The 24,239-nt window shown below is 46.1% G+C and carries 18 protein-coding genes and 1 pseudogene; 11 read left to right on the top strand and 8 right to left on the bottom strand.

Annotated features, from left to right (window positions below):
• Window positions 1-110: 110 nt before the first annotated feature.
• The 4 genes and pseudogenes from OC443_RS23365 to OC443_RS23350 form a co-directional block, all read right to left on the bottom strand.
• Window positions 111-518, bottom strand: a pseudogene (locus tag OC443_RS23365) (phosphate-starvation-inducible protein PsiE); the annotation flags it as partial.
• 141 nt (window positions 519-659) lie between these two features.
• Window positions 660-4,766, bottom strand: coding sequence for an outer membrane beta-barrel protein (locus OC443_RS23360; protein ID WP_073582889.1), 4,107 nt, complete (start codon window positions 4,764-4,766; stop codon window positions 660-662).
• Between the two features lie 32 nt (window positions 4,767-4,798).
• The gene (locus OC443_RS23355) at window positions 4,799-5,143 is read right to left on the bottom strand and encodes a hypothetical protein (RefSeq protein ID WP_073582891.1); all 345 of its coding nucleotides are present in this window, start codon (window positions 5,141-5,143) and stop codon (window positions 4,799-4,801) included.
• Window positions 5,144-5,350: 207 nt separating this feature from the next.
• On the bottom strand, window positions 5,351-6,664 hold the full coding sequence (locus OC443_RS23350) for a MipA/OmpV family protein (protein WP_073582893.1): 1,314 nt from the start codon (window positions 6,662-6,664) through the stop codon (window positions 5,351-5,353).
• Between the two features lie 231 nt (window positions 6,665-6,895).
• Here OC443_RS23350 and OC443_RS23345 point away from each other — a divergent pair, with 231 nt between their 5' ends.
• Window positions 6,896-8,368 (top strand): ATP-binding protein, encoded by a 1,473-nt coding sequence (locus tag OC443_RS23345; protein WP_073582895.1) that lies wholly within the window; start codon window positions 6,896-6,898, stop codon window positions 8,366-8,368.
• Window positions 8,369-8,376: 8 nt separating this feature from the next.
• Window positions 8,377-9,066, top strand: a complete 690-nt coding sequence (locus OC443_RS23340; RefSeq protein ID WP_073582897.1) for a response regulator — start codon at window positions 8,377-8,379, stop codon at window positions 9,064-9,066.
• 20 nt (window positions 9,067-9,086) lie between these two features.
• Here OC443_RS23340 and OC443_RS23335 read toward each other — a convergent pair whose 3' ends face one another.
• Entirely contained in the window at window positions 9,087-9,815 is a 729-nt protein-coding gene (locus tag OC443_RS23335) for a GrpB family protein (protein WP_143169311.1), read from the bottom strand.
• 290 nt (window positions 9,816-10,105) lie between these two features.
• Here OC443_RS23335 and OC443_RS23330 point away from each other — a divergent pair, with 290 nt between their 5' ends.
• Window positions 10,106-11,212: a glycerol dehydrogenase gene (locus OC443_RS23330; RefSeq protein ID WP_073582899.1), complete on the top strand. Its 1,107-nt coding sequence runs from the start codon at window positions 10,106-10,108 to the stop codon at window positions 11,210-11,212.
• A 129-nt stretch (window positions 11,213-11,341) separates the two neighbouring features.
• Here OC443_RS23330 and OC443_RS23325 read toward each other — a convergent pair whose 3' ends face one another.
• A complete protein-coding gene (locus OC443_RS23325; RefSeq protein WP_073582901.1) occupies window positions 11,342-11,938 on the bottom strand; it encodes a hypothetical protein in 597 nt (198 codons plus the stop codon).
• Window positions 11,917-12,882, bottom strand: a complete 966-nt coding sequence (locus OC443_RS23320; RefSeq protein WP_073582903.1) for a hypothetical protein — start codon at window positions 12,880-12,882, stop codon at window positions 11,917-11,919. The genes OC443_RS23325 and OC443_RS23320 overlap by 22 nt, the downstream gene beginning before the upstream one ends.
• A gap of 728 nt (window positions 12,883-13,610) precedes the next feature.
• Here OC443_RS23320 and OC443_RS23315 point away from each other — a divergent pair.
• The 7 genes from OC443_RS23315 to OC443_RS23285 all read left to right on the top strand — a co-directional run bounded on the left by OC443_RS23315 (window position 13,611) and on the right by OC443_RS23285 (window position 21,539).
• Complete coding sequence (locus OC443_RS23315) at window positions 13,611-15,503, top strand: ATP-binding protein (RefSeq protein WP_073582905.1); 1,893 nt, start codon at window positions 13,611-13,613, stop codon at window positions 15,501-15,503.
• A gap of 585 nt (window positions 15,504-16,088) precedes the next feature.
• Window positions 16,089-16,916: a GNAT family N-acetyltransferase gene (locus tag OC443_RS23310; RefSeq protein WP_073582906.1), complete on the top strand. Its 828-nt coding sequence runs from the start codon at window positions 16,089-16,091 to the stop codon at window positions 16,914-16,916.
• Between the two features lie 119 nt (window positions 16,917-17,035).
• Complete coding sequence (locus tag OC443_RS23305) at window positions 17,036-17,686, top strand: DUF1007 family protein (protein ID WP_234976377.1); 651 nt, start codon at window positions 17,036-17,038, stop codon at window positions 17,684-17,686.
• 25 nt (window positions 17,687-17,711) lie between these two features.
• Window positions 17,712-18,752: a nickel/cobalt transporter gene (locus tag OC443_RS23300; RefSeq protein WP_073582907.1), complete on the top strand. Its 1,041-nt coding sequence runs from the start codon at window positions 17,712-17,714 to the stop codon at window positions 18,750-18,752.
• Between the two features lie 354 nt (window positions 18,753-19,106).
• Window positions 19,107-19,511 (top strand): LexA family protein, encoded by a 405-nt coding sequence (locus OC443_RS23295; RefSeq protein WP_073582909.1) that lies wholly within the window; start codon window positions 19,107-19,109, stop codon window positions 19,509-19,511.
• A gap of 20 nt (window positions 19,512-19,531) precedes the next feature.
• Entirely contained in the window at window positions 19,532-20,788 is a 1,257-nt protein-coding gene (locus tag OC443_RS23290) for a Y-family DNA polymerase (RefSeq protein WP_262021762.1), read from the top strand.
• Between the two features lie 124 nt (window positions 20,789-20,912).
• Window positions 20,913-21,539: a LysE family translocator gene (locus tag OC443_RS23285; protein ID WP_073586499.1), complete on the top strand. Its 627-nt coding sequence runs from the start codon at window positions 20,913-20,915 to the stop codon at window positions 21,537-21,539.
• A 71-nt stretch (window positions 21,540-21,610) separates the two neighbouring features.
• On the opposite strand, the gene OC443_RS23280 is transcribed toward OC443_RS23285, so the two are convergent.
• Window positions 21,611-22,672 (bottom strand): pectate lyase, encoded by a 1,062-nt coding sequence (locus tag OC443_RS23280; protein WP_073586498.1) that lies wholly within the window; start codon window positions 22,670-22,672, stop codon window positions 21,611-21,613.
• A 995-nt stretch (window positions 22,673-23,667) separates the two neighbouring features.
• Between OC443_RS23280 and OC443_RS23275 the strand changes: the two genes are divergently transcribed.
• The gene (locus OC443_RS23275) at window positions 23,668-24,225 is read left to right on the top strand and encodes a hypothetical protein (protein WP_073586496.1); all 558 of its coding nucleotides are present in this window, start codon (window positions 23,668-23,670) and stop codon (window positions 24,223-24,225) included.
• Window positions 24,226-24,239: the final 14 nt, after the last annotated feature.

Here is a 24,239-nt window from a genome sequence, read left to right as displayed (position 1 = left end):
TGGTGAGTCTGACTTTGATGCGTATCGCGGGAAGACTGGCGAAGTGGTGACTCGCTGGTTTTCTCTTCGTTATTGTTATTCAGCTTTGATTCAAAAAAAGCCGCAAAACCACTGCGGGTCGGTTTGTAAGGCCAGTAGTGATGCCCGAACCGGATGACCAGTGTTGCCATTGCTAAAATTAAAGCAGCCAGAGAAAGCCAGACGACAAAGATGCCATCCAGTTCTTTCATGCCCAGAGTGATATACCGGGCAATCGCCATGATGGCGATATAGATGGGATAGCGGACGGGAATCTTCCCGTAGGAAACAAACTGCTGAACCATGGAGAGTACTTCCAGGTAGATAAACATCAGCAAAATGTCGGTGAGTAAAACAGCTCTGGCGGTAAACACGTGATGAAACTCGTTACCAATCGCAAATAACGTGGAGAGCATGATCGCTACAAGTAAAATAGCTTCGATGATGTAATAGATTTTAAGAAAAACCTGAGTATATCTTTTCGACAGTGATGAGCTCATTATTTTCATCCATGAATCACAAGTGTGAAAGTCATAGTAAAAGTAATTATGAATCCGAGTCAATAGCTGACGTCGATCACAAAAAATTGTATTTTACCTTCGCCAGACAGCTTCATTCGCTTCACTGCTCAGCCACTTCCGTTAAAACTTCTGTGCCGGTTTCACCGGAGGCTGACTGAGTTCCTGAAAAGGTCTGTATACGAGATTCAATGAGATCAGATCTATTTGCTGAGATGCGATAAATCCTCTGTTCCAATCAATCCCAATGCCCCAGCGCGGTGAAATCATCCATTCAGCGCCCATGCCGAGCATCAGATCAACCCCCCGCTTTGTTTGTTCTGCTGACAGCTTTCCGGCAGAAATGTCACTCTGGTTGGCGAACGGGCCGCCGCGCGCATAAACCGACAGTGAGTCTGACAAATAGTAAGACGGCCGTATCGTCACAGCGATGCCACGGGCTGACAGTGGAAATTTGTCATTCAGGACGGCCCCGACAGCATCCGGATTGATCGTCGAGCCGGAAATCTGCCCTGATGATGAACCAAAGTCAATATATCCGGCTTCGAAGCGATAATAAGCAGACCACTGATAACCTGCCCAGATAGTGAAACCGGGACGCTGCCTGATGTCTGAAATTCTGACGAAAGATTCACCAGCCTGACTGAGAGCGTGATTGATTTGTGAAGCATCAGTATGAGTCACGGGCCAGCCGGTTCCAAGACTGAAATGCCACGGACTGTGATGATACAGGTTTTGGTGGTGTGTCTGCTGTCCGTGAGCGGCTCCGGTATTTGCCTTTGCAGCTGGGATACCGCCGGCAAGACTGCCTGCGGCAAGCAAAATATAAGCACGGTTCATATAAGCTTTCTTCATGATATAAGCTCTCTTCATGACTGATAACCTGCCAGGTGAAGAAGGGTTCTGACGACATCGGATCATATACAGCAGGTATAACAACAGGCCTGCGAACGGACTAAGACTACCGCCACCGGTTTTGACGGTTTCACTGACCACGGTTCTGGCTGCAATACCGCCGGGATCAATAATTGTGCCGTTTGCGTCCTGATCGTTATCATTCGGGCCGCCATCTTCGATAGTTAACTGTACACACCAGTAACCGGCAACGAGACCGGGTTCAAAGCTTTCATCACCGGGAGGCGGACAGTAGCCGGGCTGACCGGGAGCAGAAGCCAGACTATTCAGGCTGTCTTCTGCAAAGGAGCGCCAGCCACCGGTTGCGGACCATTTCCGGTAAACAGCATTGTCCGGAATAGCGACCCGTTGCGGAATCACAATATTGACGGACTGGCCATGTGTGGCGATATCGTGTACTTCGAAGTCGAACAGGCCGCTGGTATGATCGATATAATCTGCGGTGATGGTTTGTGTGTCACTGTAGGCGTCGCTGGTATGCACGAGCGTGCCCTGGCGTCCGGTTTTTAATGCCACTTGTCCGAGTTGCAACCGGGTGCCCGGATCGGACTCCAGTAAGTTGTAGTTTCCTTCAGAAGCCAGATGACCAATGACATTTGCCAGCTGATACTGATTATCCATATAGTCGTAAATCCCGTCGTGGTCGCTGTCGTTATAGCCTTCTTCAAGGTCGGACAAACCATCCTGGTCGGTATCTTCAGTGCCACTGAGTTTTCCCGTTTCTTCAGTCATACTGATGATTTGGGTGGCAGAATCTGATAGCTGTGGTACTCCGGAGTCGTTCACGGTCACACCAATCCGGTATAACCCGGCGGACAGTGTGGCCGGATCAAAGCTGACGGAGCGGGTATCTGTATTGGCTGAAAGTGTTGCAGGTAAGTCCCATTGCAGTGAATGTGTATCCTGCGGGTTGCTGTCGCTCACTGTGACTGAAATTGTCACGATGCCGCCATTGCGTGAGATTTCGGCACTTTCGGCATTGTTCTGCAATACAGACAAACTGATCTCCGGTGCGATATTACTTTCACTCAGCGTGACTGTATGCACGGATTTATTGCCGGTATTGAGTGCCTGATCTGAGTTTTCAATTGAAATGACGATGGTTTCATCATTTTCCTGAATTGTATCTGTCCGGGTATCAAAGGTGATGGTGCCTTCTGTGCCGGACTCTATGGTCACGACGCCTTCGCTGAGTTCATAATCTTCTCCCTGCGTGGCTGTGCCGGAGATCAGATAAGGAATACTGACCGGATATTCCGGGGAAACACCATTGAGCAGCACTTTCACGGTCACCCGGTTTCCTTCTGTGACTGTTTGGTCTTTGGCAAAATTGATTAATGGCCGGACATAGACGGTTTGCGTTGCCTGAGCCGTGTTTCCGGCAGCATCGGTTGCCTGATAGGTCAGGGTATGTTGTCCCGGTGCGAGCAGGGCTTCCCGTTCACCACTGACTTCAACGACACCATCAAGGTGATCCGTTGCTGTGATGTTGCCAAAACTCACCGGTGTGAACAGCCCGGTCGCATCGACCTGAATCGTTGAATCCAGGCTGATCTGTGGTGGCACAGTGTCCAGATGTGGATTGGTGCCGGATGCATATTCTTCGGCATTCGTTGCGCCATCCCCATCACTGTCCAGTGCGGCATCGCTGCTGTCCAGTGAATCAAATCCCCAGGTCATTTCCCAGCTGTCACTCATGCCGTCATTATCATCATCGGTGTCGGCATTGTTGCCGGTGCCATCGCCGTCGGTATCAACCGATTCATCCGGATCGAGGGGAAAGGCATCACTGGTATCACTGACGCCATCGTTGTCATCATCGGTATCGGCGTTGTCACCGGTGCCGTCGCCATCGGTATCTGCTGATTCGGCAGCGTTGTGAGGAAAAACATCATCGCTGTCAGCCACACCATCGTTGTCATCATCCTTATCTGCGTTATCGCCGGTGCCATCCCCATCAAAGTCATTTGATTCAGCCGGATTGAGTGGGAAAGCGTCCTGCTTATCACTGACACCATCGCCGTCATCATCGGTGTCGGCGTTGTTGCCGGTGCCATCCCCGTCGGTGTCTGCCGATTCAGCAGCATTGAGCGGAAAGGCATCGGATGCATCACTGACGCCATCGTTATCATCATCGGTGTCGGCGTTGTCGCCGGTGCCGTCCCCGTCGGTATCTGCTGTTTCAGACGCATCGAGCGGGAAAGCATCATCCACATCACTGACACCATCGCCGTCATCATCAGTATCCACACTGTTATTGATACCATCCCCATCGGTATCGCCATCGACGGGCAGACTGCTGTCAAGCGGGAAAGCATCAGTGGCATCACTGAAACCATCGCCGTCATCGTCCGTATCGGCATTATTGCCAATGCCATCACCATCAGTGTCCGTGGTTTCCGTGGCATCAAGGGGAAAGGCATCACTGCTGTCATCAACGCCATCGCCGTCATCATCATTGTCATCGACATCGGGAGTGCCATCGCTGTCAGTGTCGCGCAGCACCAGCAATGACGCCGTGGTCAGGATGTTAAAGCCGGAACCGTCCCAGCCCTGCCAGATAAATTGATCGGTACCAGTAAAATCAGGTTCCGGGGTATAACTGAGCTGCGCATATTCTGCACTGGTAATTTCCTGCCCGATGGTGACCGGGGAGCCATTTAATGTCAGCTCTCCGTGAGAGGGAAGATATGCAATCCGGATGCGCGAAATCAGACCAGAGTCACCTGTAAAGTCCGCATCCCCGAAGCTGGCGGCTGCATCTTCCACAATATCTTTTGAGGTTGCGGCATCATGAATATTCCGGGCAATATCGGCCAGTTCTGAGATATCACCGGCCCCATAGAACCAGGTAAAGCTATCGGATTCGCCGGGCGCAAGATCCTGCATCCGGACATAAAAGGCATAAGAGCCATCATTGGTTGCCTGAATTTCTGCTGTGGCCGGGTTTTGGCTGATTACATTCTGAAAACTACAGCAGGTATTCTGGACCACGTAAGAATTATCTGATGTGGAAAAAAACAGGACACCGCTGCTGCCACTGGTGATTTGCAGTGCTTTTCCCTGCTCACTGGCGGATGAAAGGGCGACAAAGCTGCCACCGGTCAGGTTGCCCCTGGTTTTTTGTGGCTGATCTTCTGTATCGACATAATCATCTTTGGTTCCAATCCAGAAGCGCAGGTTTTCGGCCGTCTGTGAGCTGTTGTTGGTCAGCTGGATGATCATATTGACATAGGGTGAGTTCTGACTGACCTGGTAAGTCGCTTTATAGCCAAAGTTGATGCTGTTGACCGTGACGCTGCCTTCGGTAGTCAATATCCCGTAAGCCCGGTCACCGTCATATTTGGTTAACAGCGAGGTGTCCGTTGTCTGTCCAGCGAGGTGTCCGTTGTCTGTCCCGAAAGCGTGAAACCGGAACTAATCTGTCCGTTGGTATTCCATAAATTACTGCCGTCACCGCTGACACCAATTGCACCGTCCAGCGCATAAGTACTGTAAGTTAACTTGTACCATTCGGTTGTACTGTCGTTGTAATAAAAAGGTTGTTTGGGTAATCCGGCACTGTTGATGGAATCTTCTGTACCATCACCAAACCGGATTTGACCACTGTCGAAAATGGTTGCTGCTGATGCAAATCCGGAGAACAGAAACAGAGTACCTGTATATACCAGAGCAAGTAAAATCGTGCGCATGTCGCCTCTTATGATTATTTCTTTATCGCAAGATATTAAACGGGTTGTGCTGTGATAATCAGAAGTACAATCATCCCTGAATACTACTTTTATTCACAAAGTGAATGATTAGGCCGGGAATGATATCATTTGGTTTTTGATAAATATATTATTTAATTCATTGCAGTGATTGTTTTTGCTATCCGGATGAAAAGCAATCAGCGTTGATTAAAACTCATACTGAAGGTAAATCATGTTGTAATTACTGCCGCCTTTGAGCCGTTCAAACTGGGGAGAGGCTTTAAACAGACCGGAACGGTGATGCATCGTGTAACCAATCCGGATATGTTCCCAGTCTGGCTGACTGAATAGTTTTCCGGCATTGATATCGAAAGAGAAATCGAGGTAATTCAATAAGCGGCTGGGTTCATCCCCGTCCTGATAGATTTCTGTGGCTTCAATGTAACTGACGGAGTCGATATAGGATAATCCCTCCGCTACGCCAAAACGCCATGAAAACGGCCAGTCAAAGTGCCAGTAGCCTTTGATTGCAATGACATATTCAGTACCTGAACGCTGGACGGATGACGACCAGTGATGGGCGATGCCCGGTGTCAGATAGACATCCACCCGGCTGCCAAACAGCTCATCGGTTAACGGATATCCGTAAAACACCGAGGTGAGCTGGTTGTTATGGTGATCCTGTTTATTCTGTAAAATGAAAATTTCTTCCACATCAGAGGGTGTCGCCCAGCCATGAGCCAGACGAATATAAGGGCGGTTTTTCAGAGTTTTCCGGTAGGGTCTGGTTTTATCTTTAAAAAAGCCAAAGCCAAGATGATACGTATTCTGATATCTGTGATTGATGATGTCGCTGTGATAGGCCTGACTATCCAGCCGGGTCAGACTGACGCCGCCCAACAGGTAAAGGCTGGAGAAGACATGGTAGCGAACGTTGAGAGCGAGTGTGGTGTCTGTCCCCGCATCCGTTTGTTCACCGGTCACACCGGACAGGGCGTAGTAAGCGCTGTTGAAATCTGCATCTTTATACCGGACTGTGAAAGCCGGTTCCAGGCGCAAGCTTTCGGTTTCATAACGCGCTTTAATCCGCAGATTTGCGTGGTGGCGATCTTCTTTGTCACTCATGAATTCTAACTCTGTCCGCCATCTTTCACTGAGTTGATAACGTAACTGAGCGCCGAAGTCGGTTGCATCATCTTCAATCCCGTTTTCACCGGAATCGGGATGATCGACAAAACGAAAGCGCACCAGAGCACTCAGTGACCACGGTGATTGCTCCGGATGATGAAGATAGATACCGCCAGCCAGCCCGTCGAGGAAAAAATACCGGTTATCAACATGAAGGCCGGGAATAAAACTGCTGACCGGCCCCGAATGACCGGCAATCTCATAAGGGACCGATGCCTGACGGGTGATCGCAGAAATGCCCCAGTGCTGCTCCTGCGCAGACGTGCCCGCCGGGGCCTGAATAAATAATGACAGCGTTATCAGGAGCTGCCTTCTGTATCGGATACGCCTCATGTTTTCCCAAAGCTCTCCGGTCCGTGTTACCTGATTCAGAACTAAAATTATAGATTCAGACGGAGGATTTCTCTCATTTGTTTGTTAAAACTGGCAGATAGGTAAAACTGACAGACTGTTCAATTAACAGTTCAGCCAAAACTGACAGATCGCAAATAGCGCTTTTTCTTCAAACTCTCTCCACATTTTCCGGTTACACTCTCAGAGACGTTAAAAAAAGCAGGCAGGTTTATGCGTATCTCATTCTTTCACCGGTTATTTTTCTCATTACTACTGACCAGTGGTTTGTTGCTGGCAGGTATGAGCCTGTTGATCAATGCTGGTTTTAAAGATGGCCTGCAGAATTACCTGAACCGGGAAGAGATAGCGAAAGCAGAGTTACTGGCAGCGCAGGTCGCGGATTATTATTCGCAATCATACGGCTGGCGGCGGATGCGTCAGGCACCTTATCTATGGGCGGGGCTGATTCGTCAGCTGGGAGAGCAGCCGCCACCGCGTGATTTACCGCACCCGCCGCGGCATGCACCTGCTCTGAATCCGGCCCGGACTCAGACTTCTGCGCTGGTACCGCTGAGCGTCCGGCTGAATTTGCTGAATGCGGATGGTGATTCGGTGCTGGGGCGGCCGGAGAATCTGACGGTGCAGTCGCCGGATTATCAGCTTCAGCGGGTGCCCATTATGCTGAAAGATCAGCGAATTGGCTGGGTGAGTGTGCTGCAAAGCAAACAGATTTCCGGGCCACTGGCTGAAAGCTTTTTGTATTCACAATCCCGCAATATATTCACGATTACTGTGGCTGCACTGGTGATTTCACTGATATTTGCCTTTGCGCTGGTCAGTTACCTGCTCAAACCGCTCAAAGCCTTGCATCGTGGCGCTCAGCGGGTGGCGCAGGGTGATCTGGATTACCGGATTCAACAGCGGGGTAATCATGAGGTGACGGATGTGATCGATGAATTTAACCAGCTGGTGGAGACACTGAAGCGGCAAAAACAGATGCGTGAGCAGTGGTTGTCTGATATTTCCCATGAGCTGCGCACACCGCTGGCTGTATTGCGCAGTGAGCTGGAAGCAATACAGGATGGTATCCGGCCGATGAATCCCGAATATATTGATTCTCTGCACCGGCAGGTACTGAATTTAGGCAAACTGGTAGATGACTTATATGCTTTGTCGGTTTCTGATGCGGGTGCGGTAACTGATTTCGCCGGGCAGCCGGTCGATGTAGCGGGCCTGCTGTCGGATGTGACGGAGAGTTTTTCCCACCGGTTGCGGGAAAAAAATATCCGTTTGGTCTGTGATGCGGACAGATTCTCTCCTTTATGGGTGAATGGTGATACCAAGCAGCTCCGGCAATTATTTCATAATCTGCTGGAGAACAGTTTTCGCTATACTGATGACGGCGGGGAAGTTCAGGTGAGTGTTTCGGCAAAGCAGCCGGAATTGATTCATTTATTGTTTGCGGACAGCCCGCCCGGTGTCCCGGATGTGGCACTGCCAAAACTGTTTGATCGTTTATACCGGGTGGATAAATCGCGCAGCCGGGCGAATGGCGGGTCGGGACTTGGGCTGGCCATCTGCAGTAATATTGTTGCGCAGCATGGTGGCAGTATTGTTGCGCAGCATGCCTCTTTAGGCGGGGTACAAATAATTGTGAAACTCCCGTGTGATCACGGGAGATCAGGCAAAAAAGACACCGGATAAGGAACCGTATGATCCTAATTGTGGAAGATGAGTTATCACTGGCCGGCGTTCTGGCAGAATATCTGCAGCACAGTGGTTATGACACACATATGATTGATGATGGTGCAGAAGTGATTGACTGGGTGAAGCAGTATTCGCCACAGCTGATTATTCTGGACTTAATGCTGCCCAACCGTGACGGACTGGATATTTACCGCGAATTGCGGACATTCAGTGATGTGCCGGTGATGATGGCGACGGCACGGGTGGATGAAATTGATCGGTTACTGGGGCTGGAGCTGGGCGCAGATGATTATATCTGCAAACCTTACAGCCCGCGGGAAGTGGTTGCCCGGGTAAAAAATGTGCTCCGGCGTACTGCGCCGGTGGATTTGACGTCAGGTCAGCAAAAAGCCGCAGCAAACCCGCTGAAACTGGACGAAGCCAGAATGCAGGTTTGGGTGAAAGGTCAGTTGCTGGAGCTGACACCTGCAGAGTTCAGGTTGCTGGCTCATTTATCCCGCCATGCGGGACATGTTTACAATCGTGAACAGTTGATGGATCAGATTTATGATGACGGCCGGATCGTGACGGACCGGACGATTGACAGCCATATTAAAAATCTGCGAAAAAAAATTATGACGGTCAGTGAAGAGTGTGACTGGATCAAATCGGTTTACGGTGTTGGTTACCGGTTTGAAGCGCACGACGGAAGCTGATTGCCAGCAGACCGACGAATTTATCGCCGGGAAATTTTTCCTGCTTGCCACAGGCATGCTGCACGGTAAATGGTGTCCATATACGGATCTTTAATCGCGTAGTAGGAGTCTGCATCGTCAGGAAAACGGGCTGCAAGTTCCTGTTTTACCTTTGCATAAGCGTCCCTGACCATCACATCCTGACGCAGAAAATCTCTGAACAGCAACGGATATTTCTGATTGAGCCGGCCTGCCTCACGAATATGAATATGCGCTTCGCGCTCTCCCGGTTTTTCCCTGAAGTACAGCTTTTTCAGTTCGGGGGAATCTGCGTTTTCCCCGACTAAGTTATCTGACTGAATTTCTGGCAGGTGCAGATAGCCTGCCTGAGTTAATTTTTTAGCGATCTCCGGATGTCCGATAGAGTTGACGGTTATCTGAATGTCAATCACATCCTTTGCCGGAAGGCCCGGCACGGAGGTTGAACCAATATGATCAATGCGCAGTGCCAGCGTGGTTAGTGTATTTTGCAGCTGTTGTGCGATTCGTTCGAATGCCTGCGGCCATTGCGGATCGGCGGCTTTGATTGTGATGCGTGCCATTTCAGTGTCCCTGTATTTGTGTTCATCCCGGTGAAGCGCACAACCTAACATATCCGCTCTGGTGATGAAATCCTGTTCTGAAGATTGTTTATCAAGGCGTTTATCAGAGCAATTGTCCGGAATAGCCATTGAAATAGTTGCACGGAATCGTTCCTGAAGCAGCCTCAATCAGTCTGTTGCTCAGGGTATATGACTATATATATTCATTTTGATTGATATGGCTCAAACTCACACCAGAAAAATTTAACCGCATCATGGTCTGATTACAGTAATTATTGCTGTAATCAGAGGTGTAGATGTTAACTCGTAGTGAAATACCCTGTAGTTTTCGTGAAGTGTAATTGAAAATTGTTAAATATAGCCTGATTTGGTGTTGATAGAGTGTTCACGGATGTAAGCGTAACATATTCAATATGTTGTTTATTGTTGATTCTATCATTTTATAAAAGGAGTTTATTATGGGTAATTTGCCACGTACAGTAACTTCACCAACCAAATTCATGATTGGGTCAGATCAACTGGCACAGATGGCAGAGTACGTTTCTCCGCTGGGGAACAATGCGTTTATCTTGTCCAGCCGGTCTAATTTTGACCGGGTTGAATCTCAGGCGATACCGGTACTGAAAGAAGCAGGAATTGGTTATACGATTGAGAAATTTAACCGTCAGTGTACGGAAGCTGAGATTCAGCGCCTGGGCAAAATCGTGGTTCAGAAGGGTGCTGATGTCGTCGTCGGGGTTGGTGGCGGTCAGGCGCTGGATTGCGCCAAAGCCGTTGCTTATTACCAGAAGCTGCCGCTTGTGCTGTATCCGACGGTTGCTTCGACGGATGCGCCCTGTACTGCCTTGTCTGTGATTTATACCGAAGATGATAAGTTCGAACGTTATCTGTTTTTACCCCGTAATCCTGATGTGGTGGTGGCGGACACCGGGATTCTTGCCGCAGCGCCTCAATATTTCTTTTCCGCTGGTGTCGGCGATGCACTGGCAACTTACTTCGAAGCCAGAGCCTGTTATCAGGCCGATGGTGTTAATCTGGTGTTGAAAAGGCCGTCAAGGACCGGCGTCGGGTTAGCACGTTTGTGTTATCAGTTGTTGAGTGAGAATGTGGAAAAAGCGATGGAAGCTGTCCGGGATAAAGTGATTACACCGGCACTGGAACAAACGCTGGAAGCGACCATTTATCTGAGCGGGGTTGGCGCTGAAGCTGGCGGACTGGCAGCAGCGCATGCAGTGAACAACGGGATGTCGGTTATCCCTGATCTGCATGACACCCAGCATGGCGAAAAAGTTGTGTTTGGCCTGCTGACGCAGCTGGTGCTGGAAGATGCCCCGCAGGCAGAGTTTGATGAGGTACTCAAGATTGCCAAAGCAGCGGAGCTGCCGTTAACCCTGAAAGAAATGGGCCTGAAGTCCTTTATTGAGGCAGACTGGCGCCGGGTTGCTGAGGTGGCATGTGATGAGAAAGATACGATGAGTAATATGCCGTTGCCGGTCAGTTCGGACGATGTTTATCAGGCCATGATCAAAGCGAATGAAATTGCTGAATCTTATCACATGGCCTGACTCATCGCGGATTCCTTTCTGACCCGGATGACGCAGCACTGAATCACATTCCGGCTATTTTAGCCGGAATGTTTTACAGTTTTAACCGATCCGCTATCCGTTAAGTATGATCATTGTTGTTTTCCGGGTTTATCTCGCTTTTTGCTGAGATAGCCGTTCTTTTTTGGCTCTGAATATCAGTAAAACCATGATGACCGAAATAGCGGATAAATAGATTGGATAGACAGTATCCATGAGAGTCCAGTTAGTGATTGCTACAATATTCATGAGGTTTGCGACTAAGAACATTAACCATGATGTTTTACTTTCCGATTCCGGAATATGGTATGTTTTCCTGATTGTCGGTATAGCGCCCAGCAAGTCAATGAAAATATTGATAAGTAATGTGTAGAAAGCGGAGCCGGTTAAAAACCAGATAAGAACGCTGAAAACCGCAATACCTAAGCAGTATTTATCAAATGATTCAAGCTTTCCATAACCATATTTAATAGATAAAAGTGCAGTCACAAGTGGTCCTGCAACATAGGACACCGGTACCCAGATTGGTCCGTCTGAGCTGCTTGAATAATAGCTGACACAGAGAAGAAAGCCGATAATTGTCCATATCCACCAAGTTACCCGATTTGGTTGTGTTTCTCCTTTCAGTATGGAGAGTGTGTAAGGAACAAAGCCTAATAAGGCAATTATTCCGGCAATTTTTCCGATTAAAATTGTGAGTTCTGGCATAGTGGCCTCAAAGATAAATTGGTGATCACAGTGTTGGTATTGTAGCATTTCAGCATTCTGGCATTTAATTCTGAAGTTAATAAAATTCCCGGTTCAGGTCGAAAAGCTTCTTCAATATACCTGCCAATGCCTCGTCGAATTGCTAAATCTAAAATTGCCTGCTCTACTCCCAGGCGACTTAAAGAATGTTGCCGGGAATAAAAATTTTTGATCCAATCTAAATCCCGTGCTCTTTTCTTATCTTCCAGAGGTAATTGAGTTAGTTCAAGGTAGGAATCTCTGAAAAGTTCTGGTCCTAATATTTCACCGGTATAGTTATCCTGTTTTATTTCAATGACGGATAGTTGATAATTTTTGGAGTCCTTCTGAGTAATGATCTTTTTTATTTCTTCGGTCTGAATTTTGAATTTTTTATTCATATAAAGAGTGCTGTATTCCTGACTCTCCCGGCAGTATTCCCAGCGAATTAATAAAAAATCAACAGTGACATTGATTCCATATCGATTGAAAATCGAGATGAAGTTAAGAAAGAATAGTATTTCTTTAGTCGCTGTCGGGCTGGCTAGTACACAAACTAGTTTTAGTGGACAAGAATGTGTTCTATCAATTGATGAGATGATAATATCTACAAATTTTTTATGGCAATTCTTGGGGTGTATTTTTGAGTGAAGGCAATCATACATATCAGATATCATGTTTTTAAATATGAAATGATCTATCGGTAGAGGTGTCTTGACAGATAATTGTTTTAAATAGTCAAATGCTAAATTTCTCTCCTTAATTAGTGCAATTATAAAATTATTCTGGCAGTTGTTAGTGTGTTCTGGGTTATGAACTGTTTCTTTATTGTCAATGTACAATTCTGTACTGACATAGACTTCTTCTGATTTCATTGTATTATCTATATTATAAAGTTGATTTCCAGTTAATATATTTGTATACATTTTTCTTTAAAATAATATACAACACTCAGGAAAATAAATGAGTTAGTTTCGTTTTTTACTGATGTTTACCAGTTCTCTATGAACGGGATACTGTATTGTTTTTTTGGTACACCATCTTTATTAATTGTTTTGTAATTAGTTATGTTCATGATTTATATCCACTTGTTTGTATTTCAATGTGATTATCAAATCATTTTAAAAAATGTCTACTTTGTCAATAGTGTTTGTTGCTGCAAGCACAAAAATATTCGTCACTCTTCATTAATATCTCAAATAAACGTCATTTTTATTCAATTATGTCCGGATAGATAGAAATTGATATCTGAAATGCGAAATAGCATATGCACTCTTTATAATATTAATGATGTATGATTGAAATGTAAATTAATCATGTGGAATGTTTTATTTGTAAATTAATTGACATTTTTCATATTAATAAAATGTAAAGATAGGTTGTGCGTATTCTTTATTTATGAATATTTATCAGGGGTGTCATAACTACGGGTTGGTTAACAACCCTGAAGAGGTAACCTTCAGAGATTTTAGTTTGAATAATTTTGCAGTATTTGTGTGTTATTGGTTTGAGGATGTTGGAGTTAAGTTTATGTGGAATTGCACAAAGATTGGTGCCATCGTCTAATGATTTTAATGCTTTTGATTGTATATCTCTTAGTTTGTTATAAAATACGCCTCCACTAAAGTTGTTGGAAACTGAGAAGATGAGTCGTATGCGTCATTTTGCCTTACATTTAATAGGAAAATGGAAATTAATTCTGTTCGCGTTTATTTATACAGTTTCTTGTACTTTTTTTGTCAGTTATATATATGACCAAACTAAGAAATCTATCGATGAAGAGATAAATACCCGTCTTTACAGTGGTGCTTTGATGGCTGTTGCGATACTTGGTGATCATTTTCATGATCATTTGGTGGATAAATTTTCCAGAACAAAAGAGCAAGACTGGCAAAATATTCAGAGTCTGACTCACTTTAGTCATAAGCTGAAATTAGCTCATATTTATACAGTGATTGAACGTAATGGTATGCCGGTACTGACATCTTCCAGTGCATCTGAAAAAGAGCTTGAAAGTAATAAATATGTCCGTTTTTTTGATTCGTACCGTGACGCCAGTCCAGAATTGTTGCAAGCATTACATGAAAAACGAGTCATCATTACTAATTACACGGATCGCTGGGGAGACTTCCGGGCCGTTTTTGTGCCTGTGAGTTCCGCAGATGGCACGGCTTATATTGCTGGTGCTGAAGTTTCTTTGGCTGATTATTATAGCCATCTCCATGGGCAAATCCTGCATCTGGCAGGGTTTTCCATTTTTTTGTTTATTGATTTCAGTATATTTCTTGTCATTTACATTTCTTATTCTATTTATCTCTCATACAGCCGTAGCCGGGCTGCAGTTCTGGAAGCTCAGCAGGAGTCTGCAGAAGCAGCAAATCAGGCTAAAAGTCGTTTTGTTGCAGTCATGAGTCATGAACTAAGAACGCCGCTAAATGGCGTTATTGGTGCAACAGAGTTACTGACCGGGACGCAATTGAATTCTGCTCAGCAAGAATATCTTCATGTTATACATTCCGGTAGTAAATCGCTTTTGTCGATTGTCAATGAACTCCTTGACTTGTCGAAGATAGAAGCTGGTCAGGAATCTTTGGAAGCTGATAACTTTGCACTTGAGCCATTTCTGCAGTTGATACTCAGCCAGATTCAGCCTCAGTTATCTTCGCCGGATATTCAATTGACTTATCATCTGTCTGAACATGTTCCGGGTTTTATCCGGGCTGATGAGGATAAATTGCGGCGAATTCTGTTGAACCTTTGTAGTAATGCAGCAAAGTATACAGAGCAGGGCCAAATTCATGTTGAAATTGTCGCTGAATTAACGAAAAACGAGGAACAGTTAAAGCTCGGGTTCAGGATTCAGGACACCGGGATAGGAATGTCATCTGAAGAGGTTGAGCAGCTATTTCAGCCATTTACCAGAATCCGCAGCTATCATCAGAAAAAACAAATTCAGGGAACAGGGCTGGGATTAACGATTAGTCGTCATTTGGTACAGATGATGGGGGGGGATATTACGGTAGAGAGCCGATCGGGTGTTGGCAGCTTGTTTTCATTTGATGTTTATGTTCAGTCTGTCGATTTTTTAGCCAGACAGATATCCGGTGACTGCCATGATACATTCTCTGCTGCTCAGGCGCCGCAACTTCGTGCTCTGGTTGTGGATGATAGTGAAGTTAATCAGTATGTAGCCAGAAAGATGCTTGAAAAAGCGGGGCATCTGGCAGAAACATCCGGAGATTGTGATGAAGTGCTTCAACTGGTGCAGATGAAAGCTTACGATGTCATTTTAATGGATATCAATATTGATGGAGAAATGACCGGGACAGACCTGACTAACCGAATCCGGCAGATGCCGAATATTAGTCAGCCTTACATTAGTGCCTATACTGCAAATGCTTATGCTCAGGATATCCGGAAATATTATGAGAGTGGGATGGACGATGTTTTGATTAAACCAATACAATTAAAAAGTCTCAGAGAGTTGTTACTGCGTGTACAAAAATCCTCTGAAGATAAGGACAGTGTGGCTGCTGACAATTTCTGACCTGGTAAACACAAAGCAGTGTACGTAGGGCATCTGGATAAAGGATCTGAAAGGGGCATTATGTGTCCGGCTTTTCTGATCCTGAGCTGTTCTTAGGGTTACTCGCAGGAGGACTTTACCGTAAGATTTATAACGCGACCATCACATGTTTCGTGACTATACCCAAACAACCTGAACCATGCATCTTCAGGAGACATCTTTCAGAACCGAGCCTTCGCCTGTCCAGTCTGTCACATGCAATACCTTCCGTTTCAGTGACGGATTTCCGGTATTCAAGGAAGCCTTTATTGATGTGACTGGCAAAATTATCTTAGGTTGTTTTTGCAGTCCAGGTCCGTTCTTCCTGATTAATTTCCTGTCCATCCCTGGGTGATAAGGTCGACCATTTTATTTGCTTCAAAGAAAGTTTCATCGATGTGATAAGCAAGGTGACCGTTGCGCGATGCTGGCGGATGAAAAGACCGCTGATGTGGTTAAATCAGTGCCGGAAGTGGCCTTTTCCGGTTACCGGATATCACAATAAACTGATAACATACTGATTTTATACGTTATCAGCTTTTTACTGATTTGAGGTAAGGATTAAGGATGCACATTAACTCTTCCGGAATACGCTCTGATATGATTTTTCACCACTTCTCCGGACTGGTGACGGATAAAACAGATTATACCGTGGTCAAAACCCCGTCCAACCCAGGCTTTTACTGGGGGAACTATCTCGTATTTCCCCAGGCTCCGGAACCGGGTGATTTGCAACATTGGCAGGCTCTGTTTGAATCTGAATTCCGGGATTGTCCGGATGTGAAACATATGTCTTTTTGCTGGCTGGGACAGAAAGATCGTCCACAGGATGAATTCGCAGATTTTCTGGCGCATGGCTATGAATATGATGAAACGCTGGTATTAAAAGGCAGTCAGTTTCATTTGCCGGGGCGCCGCAATGAAGACATTCAGTGCCGGCCGGTTTTAACGGAGGCTGAATGGCAGCAGGTGATTGACCTGCATTTACTGGTATATCCTGAAAGTCAGCGGAATGAAGCGGAGCGCCTTTACGTTCAGCGGATTTATGCTCAGTATCGCAACATGCATGCGGCGGGGCTCGGGGGCTGGCACGGGGCGTTTATCGGTGATCAGTTAGTCGCCAGTCTGGGGCTGTTTTTTGATGATCATGTCGGGCGTTTCCAGAATGTCGAGACACACCCGGACTTCAGGCAACGCGGCATCTGTAAAACTATGGTCCACGATATTTCAGCCGAAGCGATGAAAACCCGCCCGGTTCAGCATCTGATCTTACATGCTGACAGTCAGTATATTGCCGCGCAAATATACCGTTCCGTCGGCTATGAAGTGTGTGAAACTCTGTGTGAGTTATGTCTGACCCCGGAAGCGGCAGAGAAAATGCGGGCGGAAGCATAAAAAAGTGACAATACAATCCGGTCGGGGTAAAGGTTTCTCTGACAGAGTCTTGACTTTATCTGATAAGTGATATGTTATAATGTAACAATTCATGTGACGTATCAGGTGCCATTTTGTTTGTGATCAAGCGGCTGAAGCAAATAAGCCCCCGGATTGTGTTCTGTCTTTTTCTGTTGAGTCTGCCATACAGAACGTTTGCCCACCCGCATTCATGGATGGATTTGCAGACTTATATCAAAAGCAGCCAAACCGCGCTGACCGGATTTTCGATGATCTGGACCTTTGACCCGATGACCACCGCCTACCTGTTTGATGGCGAGGATATGTCTGATGGTCACAGGGAACAAACCCTGCAAAAGCTGGCGGATTCGATGATCCGCAATATGCTTTCAACCCATTATTTCACCTATTTTTACGATCAGAAAACACCGGTACGTTATCAAAAAGTGAAGACCGCAAAGCTGACGACCCATGCCGGTAAAGCCACACTCAGCTTTGAGCTGGATCTGGTAAAACCTTATCCGTTTAACGGTCGCACGTTACAGCTGAGGATATTTGATCCGACTTATTACGTCGACATGTCCTGGAAATCCCACAAGGATGTGATTCTGGAATCACCTGCCAAAGCACATTGTTCCACCCGGCTGAAGGAACCTCACCCGACACCGGCGCAGGTCAGCTATGCGATGTCTATCCCGGCTGATGCTGACCCGGATGATACGCTGGGACAGTTGTTTACCCAGACTATCGAGCTGACCTGCCACCCCTAACCGAACACTATGAGGACTCCGATTTATGTCGTCTGCATCTCACCAACATTCAGAACACAGTGAAGTACAACACCAGCCGCCGGGGAAACCGAAACATTTTCTTCGTAATCCGCTTTATCTGGTTCTGGCAGTCCTGCTTGCTACCGGCTGGGGTATCTGGACTCACTGGCCGGTCATTCTGATGACGAGTATTCACTGGCAGAAAGAGCTCATCAATCAACTGAGTGAATTACTCTATGCAGCACAGCAGGATCCCGGCTCAGTCAGGTTGCTGCTGGAAATCAGTTTTCTTTATGGCATTTTTCATTCGCTTGGTCCCGGTCATGGCAAAGTGGTGGTCAGCACGTATCTGGCAACTCACCAAACCAAAATCCGGATCGGGCTGATTATTCCGGTTGTGGCGGCATTCATTCAGGCACTGACGGCGATTATTCTGGTGACGCTGTTTATCTATTTGCTCCACACCACGATGCATCAGCTGAATGCGACGGTGCAGTACTTTTTCCATGCCAGTGCAATTGGAGTGATACTGATTGGATTTTATCTGGCTGGGCGATCAGTGATGGCATATCGTCGTCAGTCCCGGTTACATACTCATGACCATGACCATGACCATGACCATGACCATGACCATGACCATGACCATGACCATGACCATGATCACGGGCATCACTGTAGTTGCGGTCATCATCATGTCGTCAGCGCCGATGCAATTAATCAGGCATCCGGGATGAAGGAATATCTGGCTCTGATATTCAGTATCGGCGTCCGGCCATGTACCGGGGCATTACTGGTGCTGTTTTTTGCCCATCTGGCGAATGTTTACTGGCTGGGGATTGTCAGTTGTATCCTGATGGCGGCCGGTACGGCGATTACCACAACGCACATCGCTTTATTAACGGTTTCCGGGAAAAAAATCGTCAGTTTTTATACCAGAGGCTCAGGGGCAGGTTTCAGATATACCGGCCTGATATTTAAGATACTGGCGGGATGTGTTCTGATCCTGTTCGGTCTGATTTTACTCAATCAGGGGACTTTTGGCATGTCGCCGGTATTTGGAAAATAAGCAACAGCTCCGGACGGGGCTGGTGCTGATCATACAGAATTATTCCGGCGGATTAATTCACTGATGATAAGCCAATCATCTTATCCCCGGTCTGATAAAGACCGGCGTCAGAACCATCAGGCATCAAACCTGTTGCCGGTGAGCTGGCCTTCAGGGTTGAATGCATCTATCTGATTTTTTGGTTTTTTTATAAAGAAACTTTTTACAAATAAAGTTCGTAATACAGAACAACGGGGGCAGGTCAGTTGTGAAAGTGTTTTTTATGAACAAGGAGGACCAGAAACATTTTGTATCTTGAAGATAGTGAAAACTGTGATAAATTTATACTGTATATAAATACAGTATAAGTATGTGATGAAAGTTATTCCGATTGATGCAAGTGCAGGAATCAGCGGGTTTGAAAGCCCGGCAGCAGAGTATAAACAACTTGAACTCAGCCTGGATGAGTTGCTGGTTGAACACCCGGGTGCAACATGGCTGGGCCGTGCAGCGGGAGATTCAATGCAGGGCGTTGGAATTTTCGATGGTGATCTGCTGATCATTGATCGTGCTGTGATTGCCAGAAATCATGATGTGGTGGTTGCGAACCTGAACGGTGAATTTGTCTGTAAACTGATTGATATGTCCCGCAGGCTGCTGTTGTCAGCCAATGCCGATATGCCACCGGTTCCGGTATCTGGTCATGATGCTTTTACGCTGGAAGGGGTGGTGGTGCGATCCATCCGCTGCCACCGGGCCAGCTATTTATTAGAAGAATAAGCTGACCAGGAGAATAAGCCATGTTTGCTCTTGTTGATGCGAACTCATTTTATTGTAGTGCGGAGCAGGTCTTCCGGCCTGACTGGCGTGGTAAGCCGATCGTGGTGCTGTCAAATAATGACGGCTGTATTGTCGCTGCAAACCGGCAGGCAACCGCGCTCGGTATTCCTAAATTTAAGCCTTATTTTGAAGTCAAAGAGTTATGCCGGCAGCATGGCGTGATTGTACTGTCTTCAAATTATGAATTGTATGCGGATCTGTCAGCCAGAATGATGTCCGTCATCGGTCGTTTTGCACCTGATCAGCATATTTATTCGATTGATGAGTCATTTCTGGCTCTCCACCGTTGTCTGCCCGCGATCGCTGATCTGAGGCAGCACGGGCATCTGATCAGGCAAAGTGTGTGGAAAGAATGTCGGTTACCGGTCGGGGTCGGTATCGGGCCGACTCTGACGTTAGCCAAAGCCGCGAATTATGCTGCAAAGCATATCGCCGGTTATGGTGGCGTGTGTGTACTTGATCAAGAGGAAGAAAGAGTCCGGGTATTGTCGCAGATGGCCGTCGCAGAAGTGTGGGGCATCGGCCGTCGTTTATCCCGGCGTCTGGCGGGGATGGGAGTCCGGACCGCACTGGAACTGGCACAACAACCGCCCGGTGTAATCAAAGCGAACTTTAATGTGGTGACCGTGCGGACAGTCAGGGAATTAAACGGGCAGCCCTGCATCGGGTGGGAAACGGCAAGGGCGGACAAACAGCAAATTTTTTCGACCCGGAGTGTCGGGCAGCGAATTACGGATATGACCGGTTTGACTCAGGCATTAAGCAAGCATGCCGGTATTGCATCACGTAAGGCCAGACATCAGGGATCATTGTGTCGGGTGATGATGTGTTTTGCTGCCAGCAGTCCTTATGATCATTACCCTGTCAGTAAACGTGTCGCCCACCGTTTTACTTATCCGACGGCTGATGTCCATCAGCTGACCAGAGCGGCAGGCCAGATGGTTCCGGCATTGTTTCAGCCGCAGGTCCGTTATTATAAGATTGGCGTAGGTTTGATCGATTTAATTGATGATCAGTATGAACAGTTCGATTTACTCAATCCTTCACCAAATAACATTTCCCTGATGAAAGTTTATGATGAGGTGAATACCAGATACGGTAACGACACATTATTTCTTGCCGCTCAGGGCATTGAACAAAAGTGGCAGATGCGCCGGGCATTTCTGACACCACAATATTCAACCCGTTGGCGTGATTTACCTGAGGTCCGGGCCTGACGGGTTGATGCTCACAAACTGTAAGCCATCTGGTGATTCGTTCCCCACAAAAGTACAAGTGGTGATTAAGGCACAGTCCCATGATAAAGTTCATTCTGTGGTTCAACAAAAAAAGGAAAACATAATGACAGATTGGATGATGTACTTTTCAGTCGGGCTGGCGTTTTTTGTGATTGCCGTTTCACCCGGTCCGGCGACGATTTCTAATGCGACGATTGCCATGAGCCGGGGACGAAAAGCGAGTTTGATTTATGGTGCTGGTTTGTCTTTTGGGCTGGTCTTCTGGGGAATTGTTGCTGCCAGCGGTATGGGGGCAGTGCTGCAAAGTTCTGTTTATGTACTGATGATTTTGAAAGTGCTTGGTGGCTTGTACCTGTTCAGACTGGCGTGGCTTTCAGCCCGGGCAGCGAAGCGCGGAGAAATGGGCGAAGTTCATATTGACGGGCATCCCCGCTGGTTTTGGCAGGGCTTCCTGTTAAATCTGTCGAATCCTAAATCGGTCATTGCGTGGATGGCGGCGTTATCGGTCGGGCTGGACGCAAACGATAGCCTGCCTGTGATTATTGCAGCAACAAGTGTGTGTATTATCGTTGGTTTCGTGACGAATGCGCTGTATTCACTGGTTTTTTCTGTCGGCGGTGTCATGCGGGTTTACCAGCGCTGTCATCATTGGGTGAACGGATGTGTGTCGGTATTATTTGCTATCGCTGGATTGAGTTTGATTCGCTCAGCTTTTATCAGGCAGTCGTAAACCAGCCCAGCGCCAGAAAAAGCGCCTGAACAGGCGCTATGTTTATTTCAGAAAACTTGTGAGGCTGTAATTTAAAGTTTGGAAACGTCAGATTTCGAAACATTACAACTGCTTGTATTCCACTGTTCCCCGATTTTCTCTGATTTACCGTTACCTTTTTCCACGCCTTTGTAAGCGACACAGACTTTCGGACTGCCTGATTTATAATTCTTGATTTTCAGATCTCTGATTTTGGCAACATCCCCATAGTTGGTGTTGACGCCAACAATACTGTCAATATCTGCATTCACTTCAACATCATCAATGACAACCTTTCTGGGACCACCGTTATTGGTACAGTCACCACAGGAGCGCCACAATTTGCCGTGAACGCCTTCCAGTGTGAAGCCGCCTTTGATCGTGGTTGTTGTGCTGTTCTTCGCATTATGCTGGAATACTTTGTCTGGTTTTCCGCCAGGACCGTTTTTACTGTTGTATGCCATGCCCCCAACAATTGTCAGTGATTTTGCAGTTTTGGTCAGGGTTGCGGCATCTTCACAGATGTCTTCCCAGACCACGTTTTTAATCGTACAGCTTCCTTCCTTACAATGAATACCGTCTGCACCACCATCTTCAGCAATACGCAGGTTTTTTACGGTTGCATTTTTCAGTGTGATGATTGGATCCTGATCTTCATCATCGCCGTCACAGCTTGTACCTAAAGTGATGCCGCCACAGTCGACCGTTTCATTTTTAAATGTTGCGCCTGCCACACATTTACTGGAAGCGGATGTACTTACCAGTGTATCAAGTTGTGGCAGAGTGCTGGATGCGTTGGACAGGATGGTTTCACCATCATCTTTGTAAACTTTGACCCAGTACCAGTAATCTTTTTGTTCTGCGTTTTCATCTTCAACCACAAAGCGTTTTGATCCGACAGCGGAAATCTGCTTTGCATCTTCAAATGAACTGGTTTCACTCCGGTAGACTTCCTGACGGGAAACAGAATCAGCTTCCGTTGACCAGGTTAAGAAGTTATGACCTTCTTTTTGGGTCAACATTAAGAAAGCAGAATCAGCGGCAAATGTGGCTGCTGAGGCTGACATAGCCATGATAAGTGAAGCAACTTTAACTGACGTTTTGAATCGTTTCATTGGTTATACCTCCATTTGAGAAACGTTCTCAATATGAAAGATTGATCGGATCAATGTAAAGGTGTTTTTTATTCAAATAAATGAAACTGTGGAAGCGCAAAGTAAAATTATACATTTGTATTGATAAAGACATGGATAATTATTATTTGAAGGGGTGAATATGATTTGAAAACGTAAAATCACAATTTCATTAAAAAATAAATAATAAAACAATCATTTATTTTCCTGATTTAAATAATATATTCATATATATTTAATTATGGTGTTTATATTATTTTTGTCAGGAATTTTAATTAAAAATACCGAGAGTTAATAATCGGTTTGTATGATTAATCTTGTTTTTATTCAATGGTTTAATTTGATTTTATTCCAGGGTTATTTAAGCTGTCTGATACATTGAACTGGTTTATTCTGATGAGTGACAGGGGATGCATCTTAGATGTAAAAAAGTAATAATGATATTCTTTTTAATTATAACTATTTTTTGTTTTGAATGGATTGAATATTTTTCACTCTATTGAAATGCATTAGGTTACGGTTAATTAATTGAATGAAATTAGTGTGAGTTCATGCAATGGATATAAATTTTCAAAGAATTAATACTATTTATTTTGTGAATGATTTCTCTGGTTTGTCTGCAGGTTATGGCTGATCTCTTGACTAATACTTTGAGCGGGGCGGTTGCGGTCGTTTTCTGATTTTCCACTGTACCGGGTCGCTTGAGCCAATCGGGAAGTTGCTCTGGTTTTGTGTTGCAGGTGCACTTTGCTTTGTTCAAAGCCCACAGTTGTGGGATACTCCGGCTTTTATTTTATAATGATATACCCAAGCAACCTGAATCATGCATCTTCAGGTTGTTTGGGTATAGCTTGGTTATTGATGGTAAAGGCTAACAGAGCCTGAGGACTCCGGAAAAAACGAAATTGCGGATAAAAGCGATATCCGGGCAATCCTCCCGTCAAATCAACCTGATATAAACTGCGGCAGAGGTAGGTATGCGTCGTTATTTGTTGATTTTTATTGGTGTTATATTATGTTCCGGTTGCACTTCCGGGCCGGACTACAAGTATTATGCGGAGCCCACACCGCTAAGGCAAAATGTCACTAAATACCGCCTTGGGGAGGTGAAAGTGGTCCTTACGCGTACCGGTTATATTAAACCGGGCCATTCCCGCTTTGCACCTGCATCTCAACTGATGCGGGAATTTAAGGCTGATATTCAGTCAGTCATGCAGCAAACGGGGATCCTTGCGACGCCGGATATGAAGGACAGTCCGGTCGCGAATGTCGTCATTGAATATACGCGAAACATTAATCTGGGCGGGATTTCTCTATATAAGCCGGATGTGTCACATTATGTGGTTGTTTCTCTGCGCGGCAAAGAGCTGGCTGAATTCCGTTCTGATTCATATACCCCGAAGTATCCTTATCTGCAAGAGCCTGCTGTTAACCTGAAAATGGCGGCACTTTTGTGGAATGAAAAAGATGAACCCAGAGACATCGCACTGATCTCAGGTGTTATCGTCAAAGATTTAGCTCAGTTAGGCAATTAACCCCCGATTCCGGG

Source organism: Vibrio quintilis (assembly GCF_024529975.1).
Lineage (GTDB): Bacteria > Pseudomonadota > Gammaproteobacteria > Enterobacterales > Vibrionaceae > Vibrio > Vibrio quintilis.
The sequence above is the reverse complement of the archived record's forward strand: the minus strand, read 5'-3'. Positions and strand labels throughout refer to the sequence as shown.

Bases quoted from the DNA above. Each gene is read 5' to 3' on its own strand.
- OC443_RS23275 (WP_073586496.1), top strand. From the start codon at position 23,668: ATGCGTCGTTATTTGTTGATTTTTATTGGTGTTATATTATGTTCCGGT.
- OC443_RS23325 (WP_073582901.1), bottom strand. From the start codon at position 11,938: ATGCCAGAACTCACAATTTTAATCGGAAAAATTGCCGGAATAATTGCC.
- OC443_RS23350 (WP_073582893.1), bottom strand. From the start codon at position 6,664: ATGAGGCGTATCCGATACAGAAGGCAGCTCCTGATAACGCTGTCATTA.
- OC443_RS23315 (WP_073582905.1), top strand. From the start codon at position 13,611: ATGCGTCATTTTGCCTTACATTTAATAGGAAAATGGAAATTAATTCTG.
- OC443_RS23295 (WP_073582909.1), top strand. From the start codon at position 19,107: ATGAAAGTTATTCCGATTGATGCAAGTGCAGGAATCAGCGGGTTTGAA.
- OC443_RS23355 (WP_073582891.1), bottom strand. From the start codon at position 5,143: ATGCGCACGATTTTACTTGCTCTGGTATATACAGGTACTCTGTTTCTG.
- OC443_RS23285 (WP_073586499.1), top strand. From the start codon at position 20,913: ATGACAGATTGGATGATGTACTTTTCAGTCGGGCTGGCGTTTTTTGTG.
- OC443_RS23340 (WP_073582897.1), top strand. From the start codon at position 8,377: ATGATCCTAATTGTGGAAGATGAGTTATCACTGGCCGGCGTTCTGGCA.
- OC443_RS23345 (WP_073582895.1), top strand. From the start codon at position 6,896: ATGCGTATCTCATTCTTTCACCGGTTATTTTTCTCATTACTACTGACC.
- OC443_RS23280 (WP_073586498.1), bottom strand. From the start codon at position 22,672: ATGAAACGATTCAAAACGTCAGTTAAAGTTGCTTCACTTATCATGGCT.
- OC443_RS23320 (WP_073582903.1), bottom strand. From the start codon at position 12,882: ATGTATACAAATATATTAACTGGAAATCAACTTTATAATATAGATAAT.
- OC443_RS23330 (WP_073582899.1), top strand. From the start codon at position 10,106: ATGGGTAATTTGCCACGTACAGTAACTTCACCAACCAAATTCATGATT.
- OC443_RS23300 (WP_073582907.1), top strand. From the start codon at position 17,712: ATGTCGTCTGCATCTCACCAACATTCAGAACACAGTGAAGTACAACAC.
- OC443_RS23310 (WP_073582906.1), top strand. From the start codon at position 16,089: ATGCACATTAACTCTTCCGGAATACGCTCTGATATGATTTTTCACCAC.
- OC443_RS23290 (WP_262021762.1), top strand. From the start codon at position 19,532: ATGTTTGCTCTTGTTGATGCGAACTCATTTTATTGTAGTGCGGAGCAG.